The following is a 26,121-nucleotide window of genomic DNA, read 5'->3' on the forward strand; positions in this document are numbered from 1 at the left end:
ATTCACGTCCTTTTAGAAATGTACAGCATGCAGTTGGTTAAATCACAATATCTCCCGGTGAAACCCCAAGAGATATCACAGTTTCCACAGAATAATCATCCGTGTTGTAAACAGTGATGTTCTGCTCTAAAAAATGAGCAGCATACAGAAATTCGCCATTCGGAGTAAACGCAAAGTCTCTTGCCGATTGCGGAACATTTCCTATAACGCCTGCACCATTCGGACTGACAGCATATAAATTGCCAGTGAAGCTGTCATGTAAATACACCTCTGATCCACTCGTAAACATTACATATTGGCCATCAGGCTCCAGCTCTTGGGTAATGCTTATCGTAAACGTATTTAAGTCAATAACCGTCAAATAATTGAATAAGAATTCTTGTTCTAAGACATACGCATACCGCTCCGGCCAATTTGTTTCTATGGATGATACGATAAGCTCTCGTTCAATCGTTCCTGTGACTTCACCGGTGAATAGGTCCACTTTTTGCACTAAACCAAAATCAAGAACATAGGCGAATAACCCATTGGGATCTATTGCAAAATCAAATCCTTCCACAGGAATCGACCTATCCACAGTTAACGTATCAATTCCAATCACATAAATCGCAGTATCGCCGAGAACATAAGCAAACTCATGATTTGGGATGCATTTTATCGATCCAGGCGGCTGATCCAGCAGTATGGATGCTGTCACTGTTAAAGTGTCATAATCGATGACAGAAATCACATTATTGTTGAAGTGCAAAACAAACACAGCGCTTTTATCCGGAGTTATTTCAATACCTGTCGGCCGGTACGGAAGAGCAATTTTTGTCACAACGGTGTGAGTGTTTGTATCTATCACAGAAACCGATTGATCGTTTGGATTCGCTGTAAACGCATAAACGGGTTCCGGTTCGGGCACAAGCACAATCGTGCCCGTCACCGATAAAGGACTGCCATAGAATGGCGGAACGACAATAAGGTTCTCGATCGTAATGTCACTGACATCCGGGCAATCATCGGGTTCATCAGAATAATAGACGACTTGGTCAATCTCTGCATTGCGGATGACAGAAACAGACCCGTTCCCTTGTCCATATTGATTTCGCACTGGTGAGACACTGACGAGAAGCGTAACAGTTCCCTGCAGGCGCACTGCGAATTGAACACCGATTTCATCAGGCTCTGGCCCCGTCTCAATGAAACAGCGTTCAATGACACAAGAAAGGCTGTCTGCATTCCACGTCACGTTTGCAACAGCTTCAGCCGGATCAACGACAAACCCCTCAGGCAATTCAATCGGCGCTTGAAACATCGCTTCACGGCTTGCTTCTTCCTCGCAAAAACATAAACATTCTTCTTGTGCGGCTCCTGCTTTTTCTTTAAAGGAAAGCTTGTTATTTCTCATATCTTCACTTCCTTTTCAGACATACACTGCTCACGCAGATACAACAGAATATGGGAAGGTGTATTTGTTTGCTTGTACAAATTGTGGGGATAATAGTGGATTTTTGAAATGATATCCGCAGACATGCGGTTTTAACGAAAGAAAACATTGCGGTATTTTTGCGCTATCCTTCCGAATGAAAATGATAAAATATGTCATATACATAACGTGGAAGGGAGGGATTCGGAATAGTGGCGAGTGTTTTATCATCTTCAGCGGTTGGAGAAAAAATCAACGAATGGTATATGTACATTCGAAGGTTCAGCATCCCGGACGCCGAGTACTTGCGGAGAGAAATCAAAGAAGAACTTGCAGGTCTGGAAGATGATCAGGATCTTCATCTATACTATTCTCTCATGGAATTCCGCCACAATCTGATGCTCGAATACCTCGAACCGCTGGAATCGCAGCGGATAGAAGAACAGCCGAGACTATCGGATCTGCTCGCGGATATTGATAAAAAGCAGGCCCGGCTGACCGGACGTCTTGATTATTATTTTAATTTTTTCCGGGGGATGTATGAGCTGGAATGCCGTGAATATCTTTCAGCGATTCAGTTTTTTAAGAAAGCTGAATATAAGCTTGATTTTGTCAAAGATTGTATCGAGAAAGCTGAATTTTATTTTAAGATGTCAGAGTCCTACTATTATATGAAACAGACTTATTTTTCTATGGATTATGCCCGGCAGGCTTATAAAATTTATCATAAGCAGGAGGCATATAATATAAGGGTGCTTCAGTGCCATTCATTGTTCGCTACCAACTTTCTTGACTTAAAGCAATATGATGAAGCAATTCAGCATTTTAAAAAGGCTTATGCCATGGCAGAGGCAGAACAGCAGCCACAATTAATGGGCCGGACTCTATATAATATCGGACTTTGTTTTAACAGCCAAGAAAATTACAAACCAGCCATTGATTACATAAAACGGGCAATAGCTGTTTTTGAAGATGGGAACATCATCACTTCTCTCCCGCAAGCCTATTTCTTAATCACACAAATACATTATAAAATCGGAAATATGGCCATAGCCAGACAATATCATGACAAAGGGGTATCTTATGCAGAGGAGGCAGAAGATTCCCTATATATCGCCGAGTATGAATTTTTAGAATCTTTATATGTCGGTGAGCCTGATGAAGAAGCAATCATGGAATGTTTTGACTTTCTCAGAGATAAATCGATGTATGCTGATCTTGAAGATTTTGCCTTAGATGTGGCAAAATATTATCATGAAAGAGAAAATTTCGAGAAGGCTTCCGCATATTTTTTAAAGGTGGAAGAAACAAGACAGCAGATTCAAGGAGGTGTGAAGTTGTATGAAATTGAAGTATAAATTAGCACTTACTTGCTTAGCGATAGGCACTATTTTTGTTTCAGCCGACATTGCAAGTGCACCGGAACATCAATTTGAAGTTGCTCAGCGCGGAATGATTTAAATGATGATTACTTTTAGGCTTGCAGGTTAAACTGCAAGCCGTTTTTTATATAAACAACTAATTTGCAAAAACAAAAAGTATACCTTAAAATTCAAATGTGTAAAAAGTATTTGACACATATACATATATTATTTAAAATAAATATATATAAATTTGAAAATTTAAAATAAAAACAAAAATATTTAAGGAGGGTTTTAGTGGATAACAATATAAAAAAACTTAGAACAGCAGCTGATATTTCACAAAATGATCTGGCTAAGCTCTGCAATGTGACCAGACAAACCATCAATGCAATTGAAAATAATAAATATGACCCAACTTTAAGTCTGGCATTTTCGATAGCTCACGCATTAAATACGGGAATAGATAAAGTATTCAACTATAACGCCAAAAAAAATTAAGGGAGCGGTTCTTATGAAAAAAATGGATGAGATGCAAAAACACCAATCGGGTATAGCCGCCAGAATAGCATTTAGTTTTTATACTGTCGCTTTACTGATATGGTCATTAATAGATTATTTTAAAAACGGAAATACAGGATGGCAATTTCCAATACTTTTAATAGGCTGCGCGCTCTATTTATGGATTCAAGTTTATCATAATCGAAAAACAAGGTAACAATTCCAATACACTTCCGGAGGATTATACAGCAATGTACGAATATAAGTTCATAAAAGTAGAAGTAAACCGATGGAAAGGAAAGCCTAAAGAAGACTATAAAGAAATTATTGAAAAGTATTCGCAGCAAGGATGGAAGCTGGTTCAAATATTTGCTCCTCCTATTTCAGGTTATGGGGCAGCCGATTATTTTGATATTATTCTTGAAAAAAAAGTATAAATGTTTCAGTACAAAGAAAGCCGGATCATACATATGGTCCGGCTTTCTTTGTACTGAAATAAGTCAGCAGATACCTTAACGGATTTCACCTCTAAATATTTTTTTCGGAAATCCGCAATTCAAATAGCTTCCAATATATTTTATTATTTAACTTGCTGGGGATATTGAAAAAATTGGAGGAAAAAATGAGTCTACTTTTAAAAACACAAAATAGTAAAGCGATTTTTACATTAGTAGCATCAGGAATCATTGTTCTCGCTCTTTTCAGTATAAAACATAATCATTTAAGCATGGATGTCATCGATATTTTAAACAGAGCTGGAATAATAGCTCCTAGTTGGATTGTCAGTGCTATCACCGCAACGGGTTCAGTCCTGGCTATCATTACTGTTTTAGGATCTCTTGGTGCAGGCTTGCCATTAGCCGTTTTAGAACAATTGGCTGCAGCAAGTACAGCAGCAGCTTAACATAAAACATTAAATTCAATATCCCTGGCAGTCCCTTAAACGAATGGATGAAAATACTTTGTTTAAAAAGAACGTTTTAGTCAAATTGTACATACTCTGTCTGATCTTATTTTTAATTGCTTTATTTACAGCATATTTTTATACAGATCCCGCTTCAAATGTAAATAATCTAAATCGAAATATCCGTCCGGATTTTTTTCAGATTTTCTTTAATAATATTAAAGTAGCGAGTCTGCTTGTTTTTTTAGGCCCGTTGACGCTGTCACTTGGCACGATTGCAGTTTTAATTATTAATGGATTAATTTTAGGAAATGCCATAGGAAACATCAAAGACAATTTAAACCTTTTACTGCTTGTTATACCCCATGGAATAATTGAAGTCCCGGTATTGCTTCTTGCAGCTTCTGTAGGAATGAAATTAACTTTGGATTTATTACTCCTCAAAATAAATTTAAAATTCACTTTTAAATATATTGGTATTATATTTCTCGGTTTAATTATAGCAGCTATGTTAGAAACATTTATTACACCTATCTTTATAAAAGGAGTCTCTTAGGATTATGCAAATTGAATTATCTTCATTTAAGGACCGAAACATTAATTTTTTGTCCTCATTTTTGTTTTATATTATCGGGTTAGCTTTTTATTTAAGTTCCCTATTACCTTTTATGAAAAGTTTAATTCCCAAAAACATCCCTATACAAGTTGTTGAGCAAGTAAAACATTTAGATTATATCATTGCGATAGCCGCACTGTTACTTTTAATGTTCGGGGTGATTTTTGAAGGATTTGTATTATTTCTCATTATAAATTTTCTTGGCGCTCAAATTAAGATTAAAACCTTTTATTCCCTATTTATGTTTTCTAACATCCCGGTCGCAATTAAGTTTTTTCTTATATCATTCAAAAACATTTTCGCAGAACATCCAAACACTAGTTTATTTTTCACAAGTAATCATTTGATTTTTTCTATCTTTGATTTGTTCAATATTGCATACTTATTTCTTTTGTTTATTCTTCTGAAATGGAGAACGAATTTGAACTACCTGACAATCTCAGTTTTTATTTTTACGGCATTCCTGTATAGAATGTTTTTTTAGCATATATAAATAAACCCCCTCAATAGGGGTTTTTCTTTCATTTCGTTCACTGTATACAATTCCTTTTATATGCTTCCGAAACAATACCCACTCTAGTACTCACATTCCACTTTTTACAGAGACCGGCTATGATATATTCGACATTACGCTGCGAGTAGTTTAATGACTTAGCGATCTCTTTATTAGGTTTTTCAGCAATTATCAGTTTAATTACAGAAATTTCAATCTTTTTTAATTCCAATTCATTTTCTACTGCTGTTTTCATTCTAACTTCCTTTCTAAAGATGTATTTACTAAATAATACCCTATTATATAATTTTTATCAATAACATCAATTATTAATAGTAAAATAATATGTTGCTTTTACTAACTTCTAAGTAGTTTATATACAATATAAAAATCCCCCGCGTGTTTAAGCGGGGGAAATTCTTTTATTTCACAAACCCAAGCAGCATTTCACGAATCATCTTGCTTGCCGTGTTTGCGGTTTGTTCTGAGTGGTCATAGACTGGCGCGACTTCTACGAGGTCAGCGCCTTTTACGTTGACTTCTGAGCGCGCGATTTCATGGATGGACGCGAGCAATTCTTTAGACGTGATGCCTCCTGCGTCAACCGTGCCCGTGCCCGGCGCATGAGCGGGGTCAAGAACGTCGATATCGATGGTGACATAAACAGGGCGTCCCGCAAGCTGCGGCAGCACTTTTTTCAGCGGCTCAAGCACTTCAAACTTAGAAATGTGCATGCCGTTTTCTTTCGCCCATTCAAATTCTTCCTTCATTCCGGAACGGATGCCGAATGAAAATACGTTTTGCGGCCCGATGAGCTCGGCCGCTTTGCGGATCGGAGTAGAGTGGGAAAGCGGTTCGCCTTCATAATCCGTGCGCAGGTCGGTGTGCGCGTCAAAATGAATGATGGCAAGGTCCGGAAACTTCTTATACATGGCTTTTATGACAGGCCATGATACAAGGTGCTCCCCTCCCATGCCGAGCGGGAACTTTCCTTTTTCTAAAATGCTGTCCACGTATTCTTCAATCATATCAAGGCTTCTTTGCGGATTGCCGAACGGGAGCGGAATGTCGCCGGCGTCAAAGAAATTCAAATCAGCCAAGTCACGGTCGAGATACGGGCTGTATTCTTCAAGACCGATAGACACCTCGCGGATTCTCCCCGGGCCGAATCGTGAACCCGGACGGTAGCTGACCGTCCAATCCATCGGCATGCCGTAAAGGATGGCGTCCGCCTCTTTCCAGTCGGGGCGGCTTGCGATAAATACTTTTCCTGAATATGCTTCATCAAACCTCATGATAAAACCCTCGCTTTCCTGTAAAAAAGCGCAAGATTCGCTCCTGCGCCGTACGTTTTTATTTGATTAAATCGCTCACAAATTTCGGAAGAACAAATGCCGCTTTGTGAAGCTCTTTCGTGTAATATTTCGTGTCGATGTCAAAGAAACGGCTGTCCTCCACTTCAAGCGGATCGTACTTTTTAGAACCGATCGTAAATGTCCACAGGCCGCTCGGGTACGTCGGGATATTAGCCGTATACAGACGGGTGATCGGGAAGATTTCTTTCACGTCACGCTGTACGTTTGTAATCAGTTCCGGTGTAAACCACGGGTTGTCCGTCTGCGCGACGAAGATGCCGTCTTCTTTTAACGCCTTGGAAATTCCGGCATAGAAGCCTTTTGAGAACAGATTGACGGCCGGTCCGACCGGTTCTGTTGAATCAACCATGATGACGTCATACTCATTCTCTGATTTCGCGATGTGCATGAAACCGTCATCGACTCTCACGTCGACGCGCGGATCATCAAGCTTGCCCGCAATGGACGGAAGGAATTTTTTAGAGTATTCAATAACCTTGCCGTCAATGTCGACAAGCGTCGCTTTTTTTACGCTTGGGTGCTTCAGAATCTCTCTGATGACACCGCCGTCTCCGCCGCCGACAACGAGGACGTTTTCCGGATTCGGGTGCGTAAATAACGGGACGTGCGCAACCATTTCATGATAGACGAATTCGTCTTTTTCAGAAGTCATGACCATTCCGTCTAAGAACAGCATGTTGCCGAATTCTTCTGTCTCCACCATTTCCAGATGCTGAAATTCCGTCTGTTCCGTATGTAATGTTTGTTTCACCTTTAATGTAATGCCGAAATTCTTCGTCTGCTTCTCCGTATACCAAAGCTCGCTCAATTGTCATCTCCCTTTCAAGGCTTATTTCATTTATTGTAAGCGTCTGTATCGCTTTTATTCCGGTTAAAATCTCATTTTCACCTAAGGAAAAAGTATAGAGGATGGAGGGGAAAAAGTAAAGAAGTGTCCGGTTTGATATGTTTAAAAAACTCCCTTTTTTCACATAATAATAGAATCATGAAAAAGGGGGTTCCCAAAAGTGGATAAAGTATCTGGAAAACAGCTCAGAATTACGTTCAAAATCATCCGCGCCTGCATCTTTCTGACACTGATCGGCGGAATGCTGGCCGGCGTCTGCTTCACATCCGTTCTTCTTGCAGCGAAATGGCAGGGGGCCCCCTCCGTCCGGGTCCCTCAGTCTACGATTCTTTATGCAAATGACGGCTCAAAGCTAGGTGAGACCGATTTCGGGGAAAAGCGCTACTGGGTCCGGTTAAAAGATATCAATCCGATAGCGGTGCAGGCCGCCATTGCGGTGGAGGATCAAAACTTTTACAATCACCACGGTTTTGATTACCGGCGGATGGCCGCCGCCGCGCTGGCTGACATAAAGGCAATGGCCAAGGTTCAGGGCGCAAGCACCATCACCCAGCAATACGCAAGAAATCTCTACCTTGAGCATGATAAGACATGGAAACGAAAATGGAACGAAGCATTTTACACGATCCGCCTTGAACAGAACTATTCTAAAAACGAGATTTTAGAAGGTTATGTAAATACGATATATTACGGCCACGGCGCATATGGAATTGAAGCCGCCTCCCGCCTGTATTTCGGCAAACACGCCAAAGATCTGAACGATGCGGAAGCCGTGCTTTTGGCGGGCATACCGAAAGGCCCGTCCGGCTATTCGCCATATGTCAGCGAAAAGAAGGCCAAACAGCGTCAGGAAACCATTCTCCGACTGATGACTGAACAGAAAATGATCTCAAAAACGAAGGCAGAAAGGCTTAAGAAAATGCCGCTTGCCTATCAGCCGCTGAAAAACAGAACCGCAGCGAAAACGGCGCCTTATTTTTACGATGATGCCATGAAAGAACTCGAGAAAAAGCTCGGCATGACGCGCGAACAGCTGGCAACGAGCGGATTGCGTGTTTATACGACGCTTGATAAGCGCATGCAGCGGATTGCGGAAAACACTGTGGCACATACGATCCGTACCGGCTCTGACATTCAGGTCGGCTTTTCCGCGATTGATCCGGCAACAGGGCGCGTGCTTGCGCTTCTCGGCGGACGTGACTACGAAAAAAGCCCGTTTGACCGGGCGACACAGGCGAAACGGCAGCCGGCTTCCACGATCAAGCCGCTTTTGTACTACAAAGCGATTCAAAGCGGCTTTACACCGGTCACGCTGATGAAAAGCGAAGCCACAGAGTTCCAGATTGACGACAACGGAGATACTTATTCTCCAAGCAATTACAACGGCTACTACGCCAATAAACCGATTACGCTGCTTCAGGCGCTTGCGTTGTCAGACAACATTTATGCCGTGAAGACCCATCTCTTTCTCGGCATGAATAAGCTCGTGTCGGCGGCAAAGGAATTCGGCATCAGCGAACATTTAAAGCCCCTTCCGTCTCTGGCGCTCGGAACTGAACCCGTGCGCCCGATTGAGATGGTTAATGCCTACGCGATGCTCGCAAACGGGGGAAAACAAATCACCCCTTCCTTTATCACAAAAGTGACGGATACCGCCGGCAACGTCTTGTATGAACAGCCGCGCGGACATCAGCAGACGCTTGATAAAAAAGCCGCTTTTGTGACGGCGAGCATGATGACGGGCATGTTTGATCAGGATTTAAACGGCTATACATCCGTCACGGGACGCACCATTTCTGACCGGCTGACCCGAACCTATGGCGGTAAATCAGGCACGACCAGCGCAGACAGCTGGATGATCGGCTTTAACCCGGCTCTTGCCGCCGGTGTATGGACAGGCTATGACAAAAGCAGCACGATTGATTCAGTAGAAGAAAAAAGCTATGCGAAGACGATTTGGGCGGACTTTATGGAGAAGGCGCTCGAAGGAGAACCGGAAATAGCGCTTAAACCGCCGAAGGGCGTCACGGGCGTCTATATCGATCCCGCTTCCGGCTACACTTCGGGACCCGGCTGCGCCGCAAAGCATTATACGTATTTCATCGCAGGCACTGAACCCGCGGATGTGTGCTACGGAGCGGAACCGTCTAAAAAAGAAAAGGAACACGCCCCCGCCCGCAAAGAAGCTCCGCGCAAAAAATGGTGGGATAAGTGGCTCGGCAAAAAAGACTGAGCCCGGTGCATTCCGCGCCGGGCTTTAATCCGCGTCTTCCTCAAGCACCCATGGGAGCAAAAGAGAAAAGTCGAGATGGATAATAGGGTCAGGAAAACCCTTCGGTATAAAAAATGTTGTACTCGGCAATGAAAACGAAAAGCGGATATCTCCCGCCCTCTCTATATGAAACTTCGGCCAGCCTTTCCTAAGCCTGCCGACAATCGGATAGCTGCCCGCATAATGATGCAGGCCGTTTTCCTTTCCATGATCAGTTCCGGCAGTGCCCGCAATCGCAAGGATCAGGCCATGAGTTTTCGTATTGTTTTCTCGTTTCCGCCGCATCTGCTTCAATGACCCAAGGCCCGATTTCAAAGACGGTGAACATGATGAAACCTCCGCGTAAACATGAAAAACCCCGAGTCTTGGTTCGGCTCGGGACTTTCCATGTCCTGATTCTGTATCAACAGTTTACTCAGTACAATTGCAAAATAGTGCAAATATTTATAAAGTTCACAAAAAGTTCACAAATTATTTTTCTTTCGGAAGCAGACCTGTTTTCAATTCATCGGATGAACGTTCCCAGAGCCCTTGGTCATGCTTCTGCAGAAATTCAGCAAGCACCTGCTTTGAGCTGGCGTCCATTTTGTCCACGATAATGCAGCGCTTCATTGATTTATCCATTAAATTCACATGCTCCGGCAATGACTTATAGCCTCTGCGGATACTTCTGTCCACGGTCATTTCACAAGCCGTCACACCCGCGTAATAAGGGCCTTCTTCTTTTCTGTCGATGGTGACCCACACGAGCCAGTACGGTTTTCCGTTCGGCACTTCATCTTTGTTCGGCAGGAATTTGATGCCTTTTTCAACGACACTGCGGGCATGCATTGCGCCGATGTCAACGAAGGCTTCCTTCTCTTCCACATCGACAAATACCGGAGAAATATTGTCAAGGCTCAGCGCCCCGGCGCCAAAACCGCCATGTCCGTCGGTCGGATCACTTTTAATAATATTAAATCCGATTGTTTTCTTCTTTTTTTCTTCCATGAAAATACCCTCCTACAAAAGCGGTTGAAATATAATGGCAAATACCTTGAGAATCCAGTCTCTCCCCTCGCTTAACAGCGGCCACACGACATAGGAGCCGACCGGTGTCACAAACAGCACGAGAAACACGATAATCCCGTAGCTCTCAAACTGAGTCATTTTGGCGCGCACCCGCGGCGGCACGAGATCCTCAATAATCCGGTAGCCGTCAAGCGGAGGAAGCGGCAGCAGGTTGAATAAACAAAGCGCAAGATTCAGCTGAATCCAAATAGAGAAAAAGCGGTCAAGCCCCATGCTGAATGCAGAAAGCAGCTCCATTCCGTAAGCATGCATCAACACTAGCAAAAAGAAACCGATAAAGGCAAGAAGCAGGTTGCTTACAGGCCCGGCGACGGAAACCAGCACTCCCGCCAGCCGCGGTCTTTTAAAGGCGCGGCGGTTCACCGGCACCGGACGGGCCCAGCCGAAACCCGCGACCAAAATTAGAATCGTTCCGAAAACATCAAGATGTTTAATCGGATTGAGCGTTAATCTGCCTTGTCTCGCCGCGGTATCGTCTCCGAACCGATACGCGACATACGCGTGCGCCAGTTCATGCATCGTAAATGCCACGATCAGCGTAATCACGACATAGGGCATAAGCTCCAGCGGATAATATAAAAATCTGTCCAAATGTAAAAATCCCCTTTTTTAAAAAATGCAAGATTGTCCTTCATTCAGTATACTATAAGTGACCTCTCTTCCAAAGAGAGGAAACGATAAAGGAGGATCAGCACCATGCCGCTCGTAACCGTTAAAATGCTTGAAGGCCGCACAGATGAACAAAAACGGAATCTGGTTGAAAAAGTGACAGAAGCCGTAAAAGAAACGACAGGCGCAGCCGAAGAAAAGATCATTGTCATGATTGAAGAAATGAGAAAGGATCATTACGCCGTCGCCGGCAAACGGATCAGCGATACGGAGTAATCCTTGATAACGGCCGGCGCTGCTATGTCAGGCCGGCTTATTTCATTACTTTTTCAACGAGGCTGAAAAAGGTGTTCTTTTCTTCCTCTGTCAATGCTTCAAACAGCTCGTCAATGAGCATCTGCCGGTTTTCAATCATTTGCATGGCCGCCATTTTCCCCGATTCGGAAAGCGTCATCCATACCGTGCGCCGGTCTTCGTTATTTCTCGACCTTTCCACGAAACCCTCTTTTTCTAAATGATTCAGAGCGGTTGTCGTGGCCGAAGGCGATAATGTGACTTCCTGCAATATATCTTTAATCGTGCACGTGCCGTGCCGGTAAATAATCCTGAGAATAAATCCTCTGATATTGTTTATACTTTTCGGAATTGTCGCCTCATCAAGCTTTTTCGTGCTCTTTAAATATTTCGTGAGCGCGTAATCCAGTACATTTGCTTGCAATATATCATGCTCCATGCAGAAACTCCCCATTTCAAGATGCATCCATCATCATTTGATTGTTTTTTATTACATTTTACTGATACCTCGCGGGGAAAGTCAAAATTTCGGCCGGAAAGCCCGCAACTTTTATCCTGCCCTATATAGACTATTATCTCCTACTTTTTCACCTATCCCTTTTATGCAATGCTGGTTTTATAGACATGATTCAGGTAAAATCATTAAGGGTGACTGCGTTTGACGGAAAGGATAATCTGATCGGATGCGGCAGACAATATGACTGGAAAAGAAACGGAACAGACGGGGAAACAGAACACAGGATTGTCGATTACACAGAAGATGTGACACGGGTAAAAGCCAAAGAGCCCCTCTTGGCTTTTGCTTTTGGATGGAGGGATGCGTGTTGCGGAATATCCTACAAAAAAAAGACATCACCCAGCTGCTTGAACAAAGCAGAAACAGGCAGACTGCCAAAACGATGGGTGGATTTGATTTAACTTTACTGGGCATCGGCGCCGTCATCGGGACGGGCGTCATGGTTCTTACAGGCATTACGGCCGCGAAAAATGCCGGGCCTTCCGTAATCTTTTCTTTTATCATTGCAGCCGTTGTCTGCAGCCTTGCAGCATTATGTTACGCCGAAATCGCTTCTGTTCTCCCGGTTTACGGAAGCGCCTATATTTACTCTTATACCACCATGGGAGAAATTGTCGGCCATTTAATGGGCTGGACGCTCTTATCCGTTTATATGGTGACGGCATCGGCGGTGGCAAGCGGCTGGTCAAGTTATTTTAATAATCTGTTAGCCGAAATCGGCATGCCTTTGCCGGACAGTCTGCTGCACGTGCCGAGCCAGGGGGGCATCGTCAACCTTCCTGCCATCATCATTACTCTATTAATTGCCGTCGTTCTGTCACGCGGCTCCAAAGAGAGCAAAACCTTTAATAATATAATGGTTCTCGTAAAAATCGGAATTGTTTTGCTGTTTATCATCACAGGAAGCTTTTTTGTAAAGCCGGGCAATTGGCATCCTTTTATGCCTTTTGGAATCAAAGGCGTCATTACAGGGGCTTCTGCCGTCTTTTTTGCGTTTCTCGGATTTGACGCGATTTCCGCTTCGGCTGAAGAAGTCAAAAAACCGCAGCGCAACCTGCCGATCGGTATTATCGGTTCACTGGTGATCTGTACATTTGTATACGTCATCGTCTGTCTCGTCATGACGGGTATGGTTCCGTATTCACAGCTTAATGTGCCGGAAGCCATGTCATATGTGTTACAGACTGTAGGACAAAACGCGGTGGCGGGCGTTATCGCTGCCGGTGCGGTGATCGGACTGATGGCCGTCGTTCTCGCCCATACATATGCGGCGACCCGTATATCTTTTGCGATGGCAAGAGACGGAATGCTGCCGAAAGTCTTTACCATTGTCGGAAAGAAATCGGGAGCTCCGATCTTTAATACGTGGCTGATCGGACTGATCAGCGCCTGCATCGCGGGTTTTGTTGATCTGAAAGAGCTGTCAGATCTCTCAAATATCGGCGCGCTATTGACATTTGCCATGGTCAGTCTGTCCGTGCTGATTCTGCGCCGCACCCATAAGGATCTGCCGCGGGGATTTAAAGTGCCTTTTGTACCCGTACTGCCGATTTTGGCCATTATCTGCTGTTTGTTTTTAATGGTCAATCTGCCGCTGAAAACGTGGCTTTATTTTGCCGTCTGGCTGATTATCGGCGTCATCGTTTACTTTTTATATTCGTACAAGCACAGCAAATTGAGACAATAAACAAAACCAGGCCCGCTTTATCGCGGCCTGGTTTTTTCATCAAAAAAGACGAAAGCCATCGCCTTTAACAAATGTGTTTCAGCTCTTCTATGTAGTGAAGCGCCTCATCATATTCTTCATCTGTATATTTCTGTTTGCTTTTTATCGTAAACACTTTCTCTTTCTTTTCCTCAGCTTCAAGGCCGTCAAAATACAAAATCGTAGACACCAGCTCCAGAAACCGGGATGAGCGGCTGTTGACGCTGTCGATGTACTTCTTCATATCCGGCATCGTAAGCTCCGCATGATGTAAAAACTCGGCTCCCGTCTCCGTCAGCGAGTACCGGTATTGAAAGTAGCCGCCCTTTTTTTCCTTCACCTCATCCAGAAACCCAAGATTGCACAGCTCTTCAATTCGAAGCGTCAGTTCTTCGGAATACGGGCCGTAAAAATGAAAATCATATTTTTCGTAGAAAGGATACTGCATTTTCTTCGCGATATAAATGATTTTCTGCAGCTTTTTCCGCCCGATGATTTCTCCAGAATCCGAGAACACCTTCATCAGTTTTGCATGTTCTTTCAACAAATTCCCGACATCTCCTTTTCCTTCTTTACCAAAATCCTTTTATGTCAGTCCCAGCAGCTGCCGGATTTTTAATTTTGCTTCAGGGTTTTCTGAATCGTCACAAATGAGGTCCATCGGATAGTAGAGCTTATGGTCCGTCCGGCGTTTGCCCGAAATGGATTCGACAATGGCGGACTGCCTGGACAGCTCTTTGATCTGGCCGTTCTGCGTTAACAGGTGAATCGGCAGACGCTCCTCCTCTTCACCCGGCCGGTAAAAATCATACGGCAGATCCGATGAAGAATCGACCACTAAATAGTAATTGGGATCAATTCCCGCCTCTTTAAACAGAGCGGTCAGTTCAAAATAAGCCGACATTTCCTCATTGGGGTTAAATTCGGCATATTGAAACAGCTGGCGGTTAATGAAGCGGCGGCACAAGTCGGACAGAATCGGGTCCTCTTCTTCCTCCCAAGCCTGGAAATAATATAAAATGATGGCTTCATCAAGCTTCAGATAATCCGCAAGCGTCAGCTTCCCTTCAAAAATGGAATAAAAATGAACGGGAGCATGAGTGAATATATACCCTTCTTCATGGAGCTGCTTCGCACGGTGGAGAATTTTCGTCAAAATGACTTCAGCGCTTCTCGTCACGGGATGAAAATACACCTGCCAGTACATTTGATAGCGGCTCATAATATAGTCTTCGACGGCGTGCATGCCGCTTTGCTTAATAACGATCTGGTCCTCACGCGGACGCATCACCCTTAAAATCCGTTCCATATCAAAATGTCCGTAGCTGACGCCCGTATAGTATGCGTCCCGCTGAAGGTAATCCATCCTGTCGGCGTCAATCTGGCTCGAAATCAGGCTGACCACCTGTTTGTTTTTGTATGTTTTGGCAATGACTTCGGCAACATCCTGCGGAAATCCCGGTCCCGCCTTTCTGAGAACCTGATTCACCTCGGTGTCGCCGAGAATGATTTCCCTCGTATAGTCTTCATGATCCAGATGAAAAACCTTTTCAAAGGAATGTGAAAACGGCCCATGTCCCAAATCGTGCAAAAGCGCAGCGCTGAGACAGAGTTCGCGTTCATTGTCATCCCATTCAGGACGCCCTTTAAAAACATCATCAACCATTCGTCTGACAATCTCATAGACGCCGAGAGAATGGTTAAAACGGCTGTGTTCCGCGCCGTGAAACGTCAAATACGTCGTACCGAGCTGTTTGATCCGGCGCAGCCGCTGAAATTCACGGGTGCCGATCAAATCCCAGATCAGCTTGTCCCGCACATGAACATAGCGGTGAACGGGATCTTTAAACACTTTTTCTTCTGATAATTTTCCGTTTGGATACGCCATCGTCATTCCCTCTTTTTTTTAGCCGTGATTCTATTATATCGGCTCTGTAATTTGAAAACATCCTTGAATTTGTCCGGCGTTTTGTTCCAGTTTTCCGACATTGATTTTTTGAAGCAAAAAAGCCTGACCCATCGGGCGAGGCTGTCGTAAAAATACACATTTACTTTTTGATCTTCTTTTTCACTTTCTCAATCAGCTCGTCCTCAGTCGGCGCCGACAGCGGGCGGTTGTTTACGAAAGCAAACGATTTTTTGCGTCCGGGCCCGCAATATGACTGACATCCGACCTCCACTTTTGCATCCGGGTCAGCTTCTTTCAAACGCGGCAGCAAAGTCTTAATATTGGTGGCCTGGCAATCATCACACACTCGGAATTCATTAGCCATGATGTACGCTTCCCTTCATTCAATGTTCCTCTATGTTAAATCTTAATTTTAAAAAAGAAAAAAATCACATCACATCTCATTGTACAAGGATTCATCTTATCCTGCAAGGCTCTGCGTATCTCTCATTCTTTCAGCCAATTTGTATAAATATTTTCCAATCTGGACATTCTAATACCATCAAAGATATTGGGGGTTGAGAACATTGACAAAACAAAGACAGGACGCCTGGTCGGAGGAAAATGACCTGCTGCTTGCGGAAACCGTGCTCCGTCACGTTCGGGAAGGAAGCACGCAGCTGAACGCCTTTGAAGAGGTAGGCGATAAATTAAACAGAACGTCGGCAGCGTGCGGTTTCAGATGGAATGCCGTCGTCCGCCATCAATACGAAAAAGCGCTTCAGCTCGCCAAAAAACAGCGGAAACAGCGGATGCGCGCGCTCGGAAACGGCCAGCCGGCCAAGAAGAAACTATTATACCAGCCGCCTGCGCCGGATGCGGATATCATGCAGGAAACCACTGCCGAAGAGACGGTTCAAACGGAAGCGCCAAAAGAGGATCGGCAAGCCGTCATGTCCGGCGAACATATGCCTTATGTCGATGAAAGCTTCAAGGAAGAGTTAGCTAGTTTATCACATTTGCTGGCGCCTCAGCAGCCGAGCCAAAAGGCGGAGCTCACAATGGCAGATGTCATTCAATTTCTGCAGAGCTATGAAGGCAGCGGAAAGCAAACTTCCGCCCTGCAAATGGAAAATGACCGTTTAAAACGGGAAAACCAAGAACTTCAGTCTAAAACGGAGCAGCTGGAAGCGGCCGTCGAAAAGCTTGAAAAAGATCAAAAAACCATTCAGGAAGACTACGAAACCTTGGTGAAAATTATGAACAGAGCCAGAAAACTAGTTTTATTTGAAGACGACGAACATACCTCTCCGTCCTTTAAAATGGACCGGAACGGCAATTTAGAAAAAATGGCCGAATAAAGGAAAAACCCCTTTCCTTGTCATGGAAAAAGGGGTTTTTGCCATTTGTCAATGACGCGCATCCTGATCTATATTAATGTAAACATTGTTCAGGAGGCCTTCTTCTCGCAAGGGGCGCGCATCTCGGTCCCCGCCCGCACATAAGCATAAAGATTCAATTCCTCATCCGAAATGGTTCTTGGGAATTATTGATCGATTAGCTACTGTGCAATACACTGTATAGAGAATACAATTATTAGATATGATGGGAATGATAGAAAATGAGTAGCCAATTACGAAAAGGAGCGTTGGAACTTTGTGTGTTGTCCCTGCTTCTTTATGAAGATTTATATGGTTATGAATTAATCAAGATCATAAGTGAAACGTTCCCTGTATCGGAGGGCACCATCTACCCCATATTACGAAGACTCACAAAAAATAACTACCTAAAAACGTATACAGCAGCTTCCGATCAAGGCCCATCACGCAAATATTACAAAGTAACAGAAGAAGGCGCCTTTTATCATCAAACATTAAAATCGGAATGGCTTGACCTGTCCGAAAAAGTGAACAGCATCATTAAGGAGGGAAAATGAATGTGTAAAGACCAATATTTAAAACATCTCCGGCGGGAAATAAAAGATCTGCCGGAATTTGAGCAAAAAGAGATACTCGCCGATATCGGCGAAATATTCCAAATGGGCGGCGCTGAAGGAAAAAGCGATGAACAAATCGCCGGCAATTTAGGAAACCCCAAAACACTTGCGCGCGCCTTAAAAGCGGATATTTTCATCAGTGATGCCGAGGAGCAGAAAACATGGCGCTCGTTTTTCAAAGCATTCGGCCTGATGCTGGGGATGGGCATGTTCAACTTCATGTTTATGCTGACACCGTTTCTTTTTGCCTCTGTTGCGGTGTTAAGTTTGATGGCGATCGGCCTGATGCTGATGACCGGATCATTCTTTCTCCTTGTAAAAGTGCCGATTGTAACAGCCATTTTTAACGGATGTATGGTTCTTGGAGCGGGTATGGCGGTGTTTATGGCCGGATTTGATCTTTCGAAACTGATATTCCGCATCTTTTTGCGCTATTTCAAATGGAATGTCAGCGTTGTAAGGAGGGAAAACATTGAATCGAAAAATGTGGTATAGCATTGCTCTCATTTTAATCGTTGCCGGCCTGATCGGAAGCATGTTCTTCGGTTTTGACGGCTTTTACCCTAAATCATAAGGAAGGTGTGCAAATATCATGACTGAACCAGCCCTGATACTAAAAGAGGTCTCTAAAACAATCAATCATACCCCTATTGTACAGTCAATTTCTTTCGATGTGAGAAAAGGTGAGATATTCGGCCTTTTAGGGCCGAACGGCTCAGGAAAAACCACTATTTTCAGAATGATCGTACAGCTTATAAAAAAAACAGAAGGAGCCATTTCATTCAGAGGCAGACCGGACAGCGACTTTGAATATTTTATGAGACATATCGGGGTTATTATTGAAGGCCCGGATATGTATCCGAATATGACCGCTTTGCAAAACCTAAAATATTTTACTAAACTGCGCAGCAGCTCGCTGCGAACGGATGAGCTTATGAATACCCTTGCAAAAGTCGGATTGGAGCAGGCTGCCCGCAAAAAAGTGAAACATTTCTCATTAGGCATGAAACAGCGCTTAGGGCTCGCTTATTCTCTTCTTCACAATCCCGGATTATTAATTCTGGATGAACCGATGAACGGCCTCGATCCTAAAGGAATGAAAGAATTGCGCACCATTCTTTCCGATTTAGCGAAGCAAGGGGTTTCTATTTTATTATCAAGCCATTTATTGTCGGAAATGGAGGAAATTTGCGATAGGGTTGCCTATATTAAAAAGGGACGGATTTTAGGAATTGAAGACATGAAGAACAGACATGACCTTGGTCAGAAAAAGCTGTTTACCGTCACGGTCGATCATCCGGCAAGGGCGAAAGAAATATTAGAGCAGGACGGTATTCTTCAAGTACAGCAAAAAGACAGCCGCATCATTGAATTGGAAGCGGAAGAAGATACCATCCCGTATGTCATTAAATCTTTGGCAGAGAAAGAGATTCTGATTTCCCGCGTTTCTGCAAGGACTTTGTCATTGGAAGAGAAATACATGATGATTACAGATCAGGAGGACGCGGTATGAGCATATTTCATCTGGCGCAGAACGAATTCATAAAAATAACCCGAAAAAAAGGCACACTTTTATCTCTTTTCTTCCTGTTTCTCATCGTTTTGCTGGCCGGCCTTATTATGAATCATGAGTTAGATGCTTCCTCGGATAACAATTGGAAAGAACGGCTTCTCGCCGAAAAAAAACAGGAAGAAATTGATAAACCGGCAGAAACGACAGGCGTTTATTATTCTGCTGATGTTAAGAATAAAGACTATTATTTGGAGCATAACATCAACCCCTATGAATGGAACGGCTGGAGGTTTTTCGGCACGGTTACTTCAAACGGGCTTGAGATTTTCGTAAGCTTAACCGCAATTTTAACCGTCAGCGGGGTTGTTTCTAAAGATTTTGCCCTTGGGACGATTAAGTTTATCGCTACAAGCCCGAACCGAAGATGGCGGATTTTAACATCGAAATTTCTGGCATCTCTTCTGTTTACCGGCATGGTTTACTTATTTTACTGTGTGAGCTGTTTGCTGATCGGCGGCGTGTTATTCGGTTTTTCCAATGCTTCATATCCGCTCGTCTATACTCATTTAAATGACAGTCTGTATACCATCAGTTCAATCAAAGCATCCGGAATCATTCTGCTTTTGCGTTTCATATCAATTATAAGCATTGTCACCATTGCGTTCACTTTGTCAGTATTGTGCAAAAGCCAGGCGCTCTCCCTTTGCTTATCCATTTTACTGCTGTTTGCCGGCAGTATATTGGGCGGAACTGATTTGCTTGCCCAATTTACATGGTATAAATTTACGCTCTTTCCGCATTTAAATCTCGTTGCTTATGTAAATAAAAGCGCGGGTGATGCGATTTCAACGTTAAACATCCCCTATTCCATGACGATTATAGCGATCTACTTTCTTATTTGTTTATTGATTTCTTTTTCCGTCTTTCAAAAGAGAGACATTACAGCATAGACAGAGAGGCGGCGGCATAATGAGCGGACGGCAGGAAATATTGAAGTTCCAGCAATTTGCCGCTGACCGCCCCTTGGTCCATCGCTAATGGATTCAAATAACCGAAGCTCCCGCTGCTTCGCTGCTGAAAGCGTAGAAATTCCCGCCCTTCCCGTATAAAAAGCGCCTCATCGAATTGGAGAAATTTCATAATGGCTGTGTATTTTGCAACGGCGTCAATGTGATACTTTCTGCACTCGGCTAACATTAAACCTGAAAAAGCAAAGTCTGATGTTTTGTACCATTCCGTGAGAAAAGGCTGCAATTCTTTCATTTGCAAATAAGTGACGGCATAAAGGGCATCCGCCTGTTCTTCCTGAATGCCGCCCGGTGCCATGAGCAAATCGGCCTCACGTTTCATCCCGGTTTCTAAGAACACGATCAGTTCTTCCGGAGTCACCGCCCCAAAATAAGCCCCTAATACCATGAGGATCATAGAGGAAGGCTCTGATTTCAGTTCCTCTTGTAAACCGCGGACCATTTGTTCAAGTCCGTTATGAAAAAAGATGCTTTTTGCGGCATCTATCCTGCGGTACACATGATACGCATACGCGAACAGGACCGGATGGCATTCGTGCGTTTTTTCTCCAAAATAACGGTCTAAGAATAGAATGACTTCTTCTGTATCCTTTCTTTTTTCAAAGTGATGACATGCCGCTAAACCGCAAAACAGGTGCATGAGATCATCTGCTTCTATTTCTTCCGGCTGCAGCTGAATGTTCTTCCAAAAACCCAGCAGCCATTCTTCTGTTTTTTTTATATTAAAATGTTCCTTGACTATCTGCATGTTCCACACTCCAGATTCAGAATCTCAATCGCCGGCAGAAGAGCCGGAGCACAATGAATGGATGGATTCTCGCTATTTATATGATGAAGAGCCGCTTGACAGCCATAAAAAAATGGATCGATACACGATTGGATAAATAACATATTGCACAGCTGTTTCATTTTTCGGCTGCCGAGACAAAATACAAGCCATTTTTGAATGGAAGCCTTCAAGCCGGGATGAAGCAGATGCTCTCCCTGATCTAAATGAAGAAGACAGTACTCGACAAACTCCAGCTCGTTTTCAGCTGTTCTTTTCCATGCGTCATGGAGCAAAGGCTGAAATATCGAATTGTTGTAAAAGCGCACTTTTTCATGGTCAGTTGACATTCCCAGCTCGCTCAGCAAACCGGCGAATTCGGCGTATTTAAAATAAGGCCATTCTTTTTTTATAAGATAGCCGTTTTGCAATCCGTGACGTATGACCTGATCATCCGAATCCATTCCCTGCTTCTTTTTATAAGCTTTTGCCGTTAAATAGATATGAATCAACTCATTGACAATGGCCGTGTTACAGTGAAACAGATCTTCCCAGCATGACTTATCAACGAAAGCGGAGGCAATCCTTTCAGTATGTTCTTTTACAGCGGAAGAATGGCTCGTCTTCCTGTAGTACTTGCAGAAGCCGGCAAACAGCTGAATGCTCTTTTGATCCGGAAGCGATTGTTCAGCAAAAGATAATAAAAATTGATCTGTCTCTTCAGCTAATCTATTCAAGTTAATCGTTCCTTTCTGCTCTAAGACAGGCATGCGCGGCACCCGCGGCGACAAGTGTTGTATGATAGCAATGTTTAAACACATCTTCTCTTCGCTGTTCACCTTTTAAACCGGGTTTATGTTGATAGGTGATGCTCGGGACATTCCCCTCTTTCATTCGGCCCTGATAGATTTTATTCCAGGCTGCTTCATAGAGCGGTTTATGGTTGTCCTTATCCATGTCGATATGTAAAAAAGAGCTGCACATCAATAATTCACTGGTAATATCTAAATTCTCAAGACAGATATAGATCCCGAGAAATTTCAGGACCTTTTCTTTTAAGGACGGCAGATGATACTCTTTATCCGTAAGCGAAGAACATCCCATGTCTGTTATATAAAAAATCGTATGAGTGATACTGTACGCATCATGATCCGTCATATATGTATTTGGGACATCCTGACCAGCTGCTGTGTAGTGATATAAGTCAGAAAAATCCGTTATTTCCGAGGTTACGCCTGCTCTTTGCAGACTGTACTTCAGATCCATTTTCCGAAAGGGAATTTTAGCAAGGCTGCAATCAAAACGTGCTGCCGTGAATTTTTCCAGCTCCCATATCACCGAAGCCCGTGACGGATGATCAGTCAAGGTAAGAAATTCACCCGCAATAGCCAATCCGGCGAGACCGTCCGGATCAAAATGAATAAATTCTTCAAGCTGATCATTATGGAGCCTTTCTGTAATAAACTCCGTTAAAACAGCAACTTCCTTATCATCTGCCTGATTTCTGATCAGGTAATTGGTAAGAAAAATGAGTTCTATAAATGTTTTAAGGCGCCACCTGAAATCATTCGCTACTTTATGATTCATATCAAAATAATGGATATTTTTAACAATCCATGACAGTGCTCCCCGCTTAATTTCTCTTATATACTCTTGTGTCACACTCTCACCGCCTCGTCTCAGATGCGTAGGTTCCAAACAGTGATTATCTTACTTTTGAGCGGCTAAATCAGAGAAATTCAAATTCGGGTTTTGATTGTCTTCTTGGCTCGGCACTACAAGCACCCAGCCGCTCCAAGCGAAAGAATTGCCTGATTGTTCCGCATCTCCGGCTAACAAATGTGTCGGGATCGTGATTCTTTTTTCTTCTTTTATTTTTTTAAAGTTCATATCTCCATCTCCTTCAGTTTATAGAATTATTTGGAACCTACATAAATATATTAATCAAATAAGGTATATAATGTAAACTAGTTTTGGTATAACACTTCTTTTTCACTATAACTAAATAGTATATAATTACCAAAAAACAAAAAAAGCCCGGACTTAGTCCAGGCTTTCCTGCGTGCCGAACACCTTCTCATTCCGTTCCAGCATTCGGGTCAGATTTTTTTCAAATACGATTTCCTCTTCCGGCGATAATCCGGCTGCATACAGGCGGCCGCTGAGTTCCTTCAGTTCGGTCAAAAGCGCCAGCATTAAGTCCTGCACGGTAATGTCCGTTTGCAGCAATTCGCTTAATGAAGCCATCGTTTCGGGCCGGATATCGGGATATACGCCTTTTGTATCGTTGCTTTTGTCTTTTAAAGCGGCTTGATAGAAACGTCTGATCAGATCGGCGCGTTCGCTTCCGCTTTTATCGGCGCAGAGGTAAATCTGAACCGCGGTTCCGCCCCGCAGGCGTCTTTGTGAAATTCCCGCGAATTTTCGGCCGCCGATACTGAGATCATAGCTGCCCGGACAGTACGATCCTTTAATTTCATATGCTTCAATTTCAGCATTGTGCGGACGCAGCATCCGCCGCACCAGCTCTGTCATCGCCTCGTAGCCTCTGTCGATATCGATGCCTTTTTTCTCGTCTTCAAAAATAAGCGAGATATTCAATACGCCTTCGTCCAGTACGACGGCGAGGCCTCCGGAATTGCGGACAATAACACGGTAGCCTTCGTCCTCCAGCAATTTCACGCCGTCCTCTAAAAACGGCAGGCGCGTGTCCTGAATGCCGAGCACGATCGTCCGGTGGTGCACCCAAGAGCGTGCCGTCGCAGGCGATTCCCCTTTGCCTACGGAGGCGCACAGCGTATCATCCATTGCGAATGACTGCTTCGCATCAAAATAAGGGCCGAGGCTGGATTGGTCAATGATTCTCCAGCTCGGCTGCATCAGTAAATCAATCGGTTGCTTTCCCATCTATATTAAATCCCTTTCGTCATAGGCTTTCTATGCATTTATTATATCACTCCGCTTGAGATGATTGAAATTGGCTTTTCAAAAGTGCGATGAAGATTTCTTTGTTTTTTGTGTTCTCCATAATGGAAGATTGGATGATAGACAGTTTCCGTTTTAAGGAGAATCCTTTTATCTCAAGCACGGAAATGCTGCCGTGAAGCAGATCCTTTTGCACCACGCTTTTTGACAGAACGGAAAGACCCATTCCGCTGATCACGGCTTCTTTGACGCCCTGGTTGCTGCTGATCGTCATCATGGATTTCGGCCGCAGTCCGTTTGATTGAAGAACGTGGTCTAAGTATTCCCTCGTTCCCGAACCCTTCTCCCTCGTCACCCACGCTTGATTTTGCAATTCGGCAGCCGGGATGTTTTTTCTGCCGGCGAGCGGGTGTCCGTTCGGTGCGGCAATGCACAATTCATCCTCCATAAACGGCTGAATGTCGAGCTCGTTTTTCCCCGTATGCCCTTCAATTAATCCGATATCGGCTTGAAGCATCCGAACCGCTTCGCTGACCTCCTCCGTGTTTCCGATCATGACGTCCAGGTTCAGCTCGGGATACTCGTTATGAAGCTTTGCGAGAAGCGGCGGCAGAATATATTCGCCGATGGTAAAGCTCGCGGCGATTTTGAGCTTCCCTTTGACATAATGATGATGGGCGTAAATTTCGGATTTCGCCTGTTCGTACAAAAAGACCATCTGCTTGGCGCGCTGATAGAGAATGTCCCCCGTCGGCGTAGTCGTAAAGTGCTTCGGAGAGCGGTTCAGCAAAGCGGTTTGAAATTCTTTCTCCAGGTTTTTAATGTGAAGGCTGACGCTCGGCTGAGAAATCATCAGCTTCTGCGCCGCCTTTGTAAAGTTTTTTTCTTCCACGACGGCAATGAATGTTTTCAGTTCCCCATAATACAAAAAGCATCGCCCCTAATCATTATTTTTCCTAATCGTTTAGATCATATAAATATATTTTACTAATGATTAAGACCGCAGTAAAGTGGAGTTATCAAGATAATGGGAAGTGACTGAGATGAAGATGATAAAGGGTATTTCAGTTACCGCAGGAATTGCGTTTGCGGCTTTCTATGTCAGCCGCCTGCCGTTTTTGCATGTGCTCGGAATGCTTGTCCTTGCAATGCTGATCGGCATGCTCTGGCGCGCCGTATTCGGACAGCGGGCGGCATTAGAGCCGGGGATCGCGTTCTCAAGCAAATACTTGCTGAAAGCAGGCATCATCCTGCTTGGCATGAGACTGAATCTGGCGGATATCTATCATGCGGGCTGGCACGTATTTGCAATTGCCGTCTGCTGTATGATGTTTGCGGGTGCCGTTGTATACGGACTATCCCGGCTGTTCCGTATAGATCAGACACTCAGCACGCTGACAGCCTGCGGCACAGCGATCTGCGGGGCAGCTGCCATTGCCGCGATCGCGCCGCAGATCAGATCAAATGAAAATGCAGCCGCCATCAGCGCGGCCGCCGTTTCGTTATTAGGAACCATTTTTACTGTTGTATATTCTCTTGCTTATCATGGATTAGGCTTTTCTCCTGCGGCTTACGGAGCCTTTTGCGGGGCAACGCTTCACGAGGTGGCGCATGCGGCGGCGGCCGGCAGCGCCGGAGGAAAAGCAGCCGTCGAGATGGCGGTGATCGTCAAACTGACCCGGGTCGCGCTGCTCGTCCCGGCCGCATTCATGCTCGGAATGCGGGCGCGCCGCAGCGGAAAGTCAGAGACGGCTTCTGCCGCTTCGCTCCCCATCCCTTGGTTTATCTTCGGATTTCTCGGAATGAGCGCCATCCATACATCAGGCGTTATTTCAGCCTCGTTTTCCGCGTTTCTTGTTCAAGTGTCTTATGTTTTAATCGGCATGGCGATGGCGGGTCTCGGTTTGAAAGTCCATATATCGGCGTTTCGACATAATGGCTGGCGGGCGCTCGCAGCAGGCTTGATCGGTTCTCTCTGTTTGTCCCTGTTCGGCTGGGCCGCAGTGACGTTCTTTCTATAAAAAAATG

General features: G+C 44.2%; 32 protein-coding genes and 1 pseudogene. 16 read left to right on the plus strand and 17 right to left on the minus strand.

The window, feature by feature from the left end:
* Positions 1 to 37: 37 nt before the first annotated feature.
* Positions 38 to 1,393, minus strand: coding sequence for a YncE family protein (locus MY7_RS16125; RefSeq protein ID WP_007614434.1), 1,356 nt, complete (start codon positions 1,391 to 1,393; stop codon positions 38 to 40).
* A 230-nt stretch (positions 1,394 to 1,623) separates the two neighbouring features.
* On the opposite strand from MY7_RS16125, the gene MY7_RS16130 reads away from it, so the two are divergent.
* From MY7_RS16130 to MY7_RS16160, 7 genes are all read left to right on the plus strand, one after another.
* The gene (locus tag MY7_RS16130) at positions 1,624 to 2,769 is read left to right on the plus strand and encodes a response regulator aspartate phosphatase (RefSeq protein WP_007407638.1); all 1,146 of its coding nucleotides are present in this window, start codon (positions 1,624 to 1,626) and stop codon (positions 2,767 to 2,769) included.
* The gene (locus MY7_RS16135; protein ID WP_021494790.1) at positions 2,753 to 2,872 is read left to right on the plus strand and encodes a PhrC/PhrF family phosphatase-inhibitory pheromone; all 120 of its coding nucleotides are present in this window, start codon (positions 2,753 to 2,755) and stop codon (positions 2,870 to 2,872) included. Before MY7_RS16130 ends, MY7_RS16135 begins: the two co-directional genes overlap by 17 nt.
* Before the next feature lie 197 nt (positions 2,873 to 3,069).
* On the plus strand, positions 3,070 to 3,273 hold the full coding sequence (locus tag MY7_RS16140; RefSeq protein WP_003151064.1) for a helix-turn-helix transcriptional regulator: 204 nt from the start codon (positions 3,070 to 3,072) through the stop codon (positions 3,271 to 3,273).
* A 13-nt stretch (positions 3,274 to 3,286) separates the two neighbouring features.
* Positions 3,287 to 3,490 (plus strand): hypothetical protein, encoded by a 204-nt coding sequence (locus tag MY7_RS16145; RefSeq protein ID WP_007407641.1) that lies wholly within the window; start codon positions 3,287 to 3,289, stop codon positions 3,488 to 3,490.
* Positions 3,491 to 3,524: 34 nt separating this feature from the next.
* Positions 3,525 to 3,710 carry a DUF4177 domain-containing protein gene (locus MY7_RS16150; RefSeq protein ID WP_007407642.1) on the plus strand — a complete coding sequence of 62 codons (186 nt, stop codon included), beginning with the start codon at positions 3,525 to 3,527 and terminating at the stop codon, positions 3,708 to 3,710.
* 185 nt (positions 3,711 to 3,895) lie between these two features.
* Positions 3,896 to 4,177, plus strand: a complete 282-nt coding sequence (locus MY7_RS16155; RefSeq protein ID WP_007407643.1) for a hypothetical protein — start codon at positions 3,896 to 3,898, stop codon at positions 4,175 to 4,177.
* 43 nt (positions 4,178 to 4,220) lie between these two features.
* On the plus strand, positions 4,221 to 4,733 hold the full coding sequence (locus MY7_RS16160; protein ID WP_007614439.1) for a stage II sporulation protein M: 513 nt from the start codon (positions 4,221 to 4,223) through the stop codon (positions 4,731 to 4,733).
* A gap of 590 nt (positions 4,734 to 5,323) precedes the next feature.
* Here the strand turns inward: MY7_RS16160 and MY7_RS16170 are convergent.
* From MY7_RS16170 to speE, 3 genes are all read right to left on the minus strand, one after another.
* Complete coding sequence (locus MY7_RS16170) at positions 5,324 to 5,542, minus strand: helix-turn-helix transcriptional regulator (RefSeq protein WP_003151056.1); 219 nt, start codon at positions 5,540 to 5,542, stop codon at positions 5,324 to 5,326.
* Between the two features lie 166 nt (positions 5,543 to 5,708).
* Complete coding sequence (gene speB / locus MY7_RS16175) at positions 5,709 to 6,581, minus strand: agmatinase (protein ID WP_007614448.1); 873 nt, start codon at positions 6,579 to 6,581, stop codon at positions 5,709 to 5,711.
* A gap of 58 nt (positions 6,582 to 6,639) precedes the next feature.
* Positions 6,640 to 7,470, minus strand: a complete 831-nt coding sequence (gene speE / locus MY7_RS16180; protein WP_003151052.1) for a spermidine synthase — start codon at positions 7,468 to 7,470, stop codon at positions 6,640 to 6,642.
* 199 nt (positions 7,471 to 7,669) lie between these two features.
* Between speE and MY7_RS16185 the strand changes: the two genes are divergently transcribed.
* Positions 7,670 to 9,742, plus strand: a complete 2,073-nt coding sequence (locus MY7_RS16185; RefSeq protein WP_007614450.1) for a transglycosylase domain-containing protein — start codon at positions 7,670 to 7,672, stop codon at positions 9,740 to 9,742.
* A 24-nt stretch (positions 9,743 to 9,766) separates the two neighbouring features.
* On the opposite strand, the pseudogene MY7_RS16190 reads toward MY7_RS16185, so the two are convergent.
* From MY7_RS16190 to MY7_RS16200, 3 genes and pseudogenes are all read right to left on the minus strand, one after another.
* Positions 9,767 to 10,109: pseudogene (locus tag MY7_RS16190) on the minus strand (hypothetical protein).
* Between the two features lie 143 nt (positions 10,110 to 10,252).
* Complete coding sequence (locus MY7_RS16195) at positions 10,253 to 10,771, minus strand: YwhD family protein (RefSeq protein WP_007614452.1); 519 nt, start codon at positions 10,769 to 10,771, stop codon at positions 10,253 to 10,255.
* Between the two features lie 12 nt (positions 10,772 to 10,783).
* Positions 10,784 to 11,443, minus strand: coding sequence for a site-2 protease family protein (locus MY7_RS16200; protein WP_003151043.1), 660 nt, complete (start codon positions 11,441 to 11,443; stop codon positions 10,784 to 10,786).
* A gap of 105 nt (positions 11,444 to 11,548) precedes the next feature.
* On the opposite strand from MY7_RS16200, the gene MY7_RS16205 reads away from it, so the two are divergent.
* A complete protein-coding gene (locus MY7_RS16205; protein ID WP_003151042.1) occupies positions 11,549 to 11,737 on the plus strand; it encodes a 2-hydroxymuconate tautomerase in 189 nt (62 codons plus the stop codon).
* Between the two features lie 37 nt (positions 11,738 to 11,774).
* Here MY7_RS16205 and MY7_RS16210 read toward each other — a convergent pair whose 3' ends face one another.
* Positions 11,775 to 12,194 carry a MarR family winged helix-turn-helix transcriptional regulator gene (locus tag MY7_RS16210; protein ID WP_007407650.1) on the minus strand — a complete coding sequence of 140 codons (420 nt, stop codon included), beginning with the start codon at positions 12,192 to 12,194 and terminating at the stop codon, positions 11,775 to 11,777.
* A 385-nt stretch (positions 12,195 to 12,579) separates the two neighbouring features.
* On the opposite strand from MY7_RS16210, the gene MY7_RS16215 reads away from it, so the two are divergent.
* Positions 12,580 to 13,959 carry an amino acid permease gene (locus tag MY7_RS16215; protein WP_032864567.1) on the plus strand — a complete coding sequence of 460 codons (1,380 nt, stop codon included), beginning with the start codon at positions 12,580 to 12,582 and terminating at the stop codon, positions 13,957 to 13,959.
* A 64-nt stretch (positions 13,960 to 14,023) separates the two neighbouring features.
* Here MY7_RS16215 and MY7_RS16220 read toward each other — a convergent pair whose 3' ends face one another.
* The 3 genes from MY7_RS16220 to MY7_RS16230 all read right to left on the minus strand — a co-directional run bounded on the left by MY7_RS16220 (position 14,024) and on the right by MY7_RS16230 (position 16,250).
* Positions 14,024 to 14,524, minus strand: coding sequence for a YwgA family protein (locus tag MY7_RS16220; RefSeq protein ID WP_007407653.1), 501 nt, complete (start codon positions 14,522 to 14,524; stop codon positions 14,024 to 14,026).
* Between the two features lie 39 nt (positions 14,525 to 14,563).
* Positions 14,564 to 15,865, minus strand: a complete 1,302-nt coding sequence (locus MY7_RS16225; protein ID WP_003151035.1) for an HD domain-containing protein — start codon at positions 15,863 to 15,865, stop codon at positions 14,564 to 14,566.
* A gap of 160 nt (positions 15,866 to 16,025) precedes the next feature.
* Positions 16,026 to 16,250 carry a DUF1450 domain-containing protein gene (locus tag MY7_RS16230; protein ID WP_003151034.1) on the minus strand — a complete coding sequence of 75 codons (225 nt, stop codon included), beginning with the start codon at positions 16,248 to 16,250 and terminating at the stop codon, positions 16,026 to 16,028.
* Positions 16,251 to 16,452: 202 nt separating this feature from the next.
* Here MY7_RS16230 and MY7_RS16235 point away from each other — a divergent pair, with 202 nt between their 5' ends.
* The 5 genes from MY7_RS16235 to MY7_RS16255 all read left to right on the plus strand — a co-directional run bounded on the left by MY7_RS16235 (position 16,453) and on the right by MY7_RS16255 (position 20,324).
* Complete coding sequence (locus MY7_RS16235) at positions 16,453 to 17,226, plus strand: RsfA family transcriptional regulator (protein WP_007614460.1); 774 nt, start codon at positions 16,453 to 16,455, stop codon at positions 17,224 to 17,226.
* 260 nt (positions 17,227 to 17,486) lie between these two features.
* Positions 17,487 to 17,801 carry a PadR family transcriptional regulator gene (locus MY7_RS16240; protein ID WP_007614461.1) on the plus strand — a complete coding sequence of 105 codons (315 nt, stop codon included), beginning with the start codon at positions 17,487 to 17,489 and terminating at the stop codon, positions 17,799 to 17,801.
* A complete protein-coding gene (locus tag MY7_RS16245; protein WP_007614463.1) occupies positions 17,802 to 18,356 on the plus strand; it encodes an HAAS signaling domain-containing protein in 555 nt (184 codons plus the stop codon).
* A 97-nt stretch (positions 18,357 to 18,453) separates the two neighbouring features.
* Positions 18,454 to 19,374, plus strand: coding sequence for an ATP-binding cassette domain-containing protein (locus tag MY7_RS16250; protein ID WP_007614465.1), 921 nt, complete (start codon positions 18,454 to 18,456; stop codon positions 19,372 to 19,374).
* Positions 19,371 to 20,324, plus strand: a complete 954-nt coding sequence (locus tag MY7_RS16255; RefSeq protein WP_007614467.1) for an ABC transporter permease — start codon at positions 19,371 to 19,373, stop codon at positions 20,322 to 20,324. The genes MY7_RS16250 and MY7_RS16255 overlap by 4 nt, the downstream gene beginning before the upstream one ends.
* Here the strand turns inward: MY7_RS16255 and MY7_RS16260 are convergent.
* From MY7_RS16260 to MY7_RS16285, 6 genes are all read right to left on the minus strand, one after another.
* Positions 20,314 to 21,150 (minus strand): hypothetical protein, encoded by an 837-nt coding sequence (locus MY7_RS16260; protein WP_007614470.1) that lies wholly within the window; start codon positions 21,148 to 21,150, stop codon positions 20,314 to 20,316. The two genes, MY7_RS16255 and MY7_RS16260, sit on opposite strands and share 11 nt — an antisense overlap.
* Complete coding sequence (locus tag MY7_RS16265) at positions 21,141 to 21,938, minus strand: hypothetical protein (protein ID WP_007614471.1); 798 nt, start codon at positions 21,936 to 21,938, stop codon at positions 21,141 to 21,143. The genes MY7_RS16260 and MY7_RS16265 overlap by 10 nt, the downstream gene beginning before the upstream one ends.
* Positions 21,907 to 22,830: a DUF6895 family protein gene (locus tag MY7_RS16270; protein WP_007614472.1), complete on the minus strand. Its 924-nt coding sequence runs from the start codon at positions 22,828 to 22,830 to the stop codon at positions 21,907 to 21,909. Before MY7_RS16270 ends, MY7_RS16265 begins: the two co-directional genes overlap by 32 nt.
* Positions 22,831 to 22,878: 48 nt before the next feature.
* Complete coding sequence (locus tag MY7_RS16275; protein WP_003151018.1) at positions 22,879 to 23,058, minus strand: hypothetical protein; 180 nt, start codon at positions 23,056 to 23,058, stop codon at positions 22,879 to 22,881.
* 153 nt (positions 23,059 to 23,211) lie between these two features.
* Positions 23,212 to 24,075 carry a lipoate--protein ligase family protein gene (locus MY7_RS16280; protein ID WP_007614473.1) on the minus strand — a complete coding sequence of 288 codons (864 nt, stop codon included), beginning with the start codon at positions 24,073 to 24,075 and terminating at the stop codon, positions 23,212 to 23,214.
* 46 nt (positions 24,076 to 24,121) lie between these two features.
* Entirely contained in the window at positions 24,122 to 25,021 is a 900-nt protein-coding gene (locus MY7_RS16285; protein WP_007614474.1) for a LysR family transcriptional regulator, read from the minus strand.
* Positions 25,022 to 25,136: 115 nt separating this feature from the next.
* Here MY7_RS16285 and MY7_RS16290 point away from each other — a divergent pair, with 115 nt between their 5' ends.
* Positions 25,137 to 26,114 carry a YeiH family protein gene (locus tag MY7_RS16290; protein ID WP_007614475.1) on the plus strand — a complete coding sequence of 326 codons (978 nt, stop codon included), beginning with the start codon at positions 25,137 to 25,139 and terminating at the stop codon, positions 26,112 to 26,114.
* Positions 26,115 to 26,121: the final 7 nt, after the last annotated feature.

Source organism: Bacillus sp. 5B6, from assembly GCF_000259405.1.
GTDB lineage: Bacteria > Bacillota > Bacilli > Bacillales > Bacillaceae > Bacillus > Bacillus velezensis.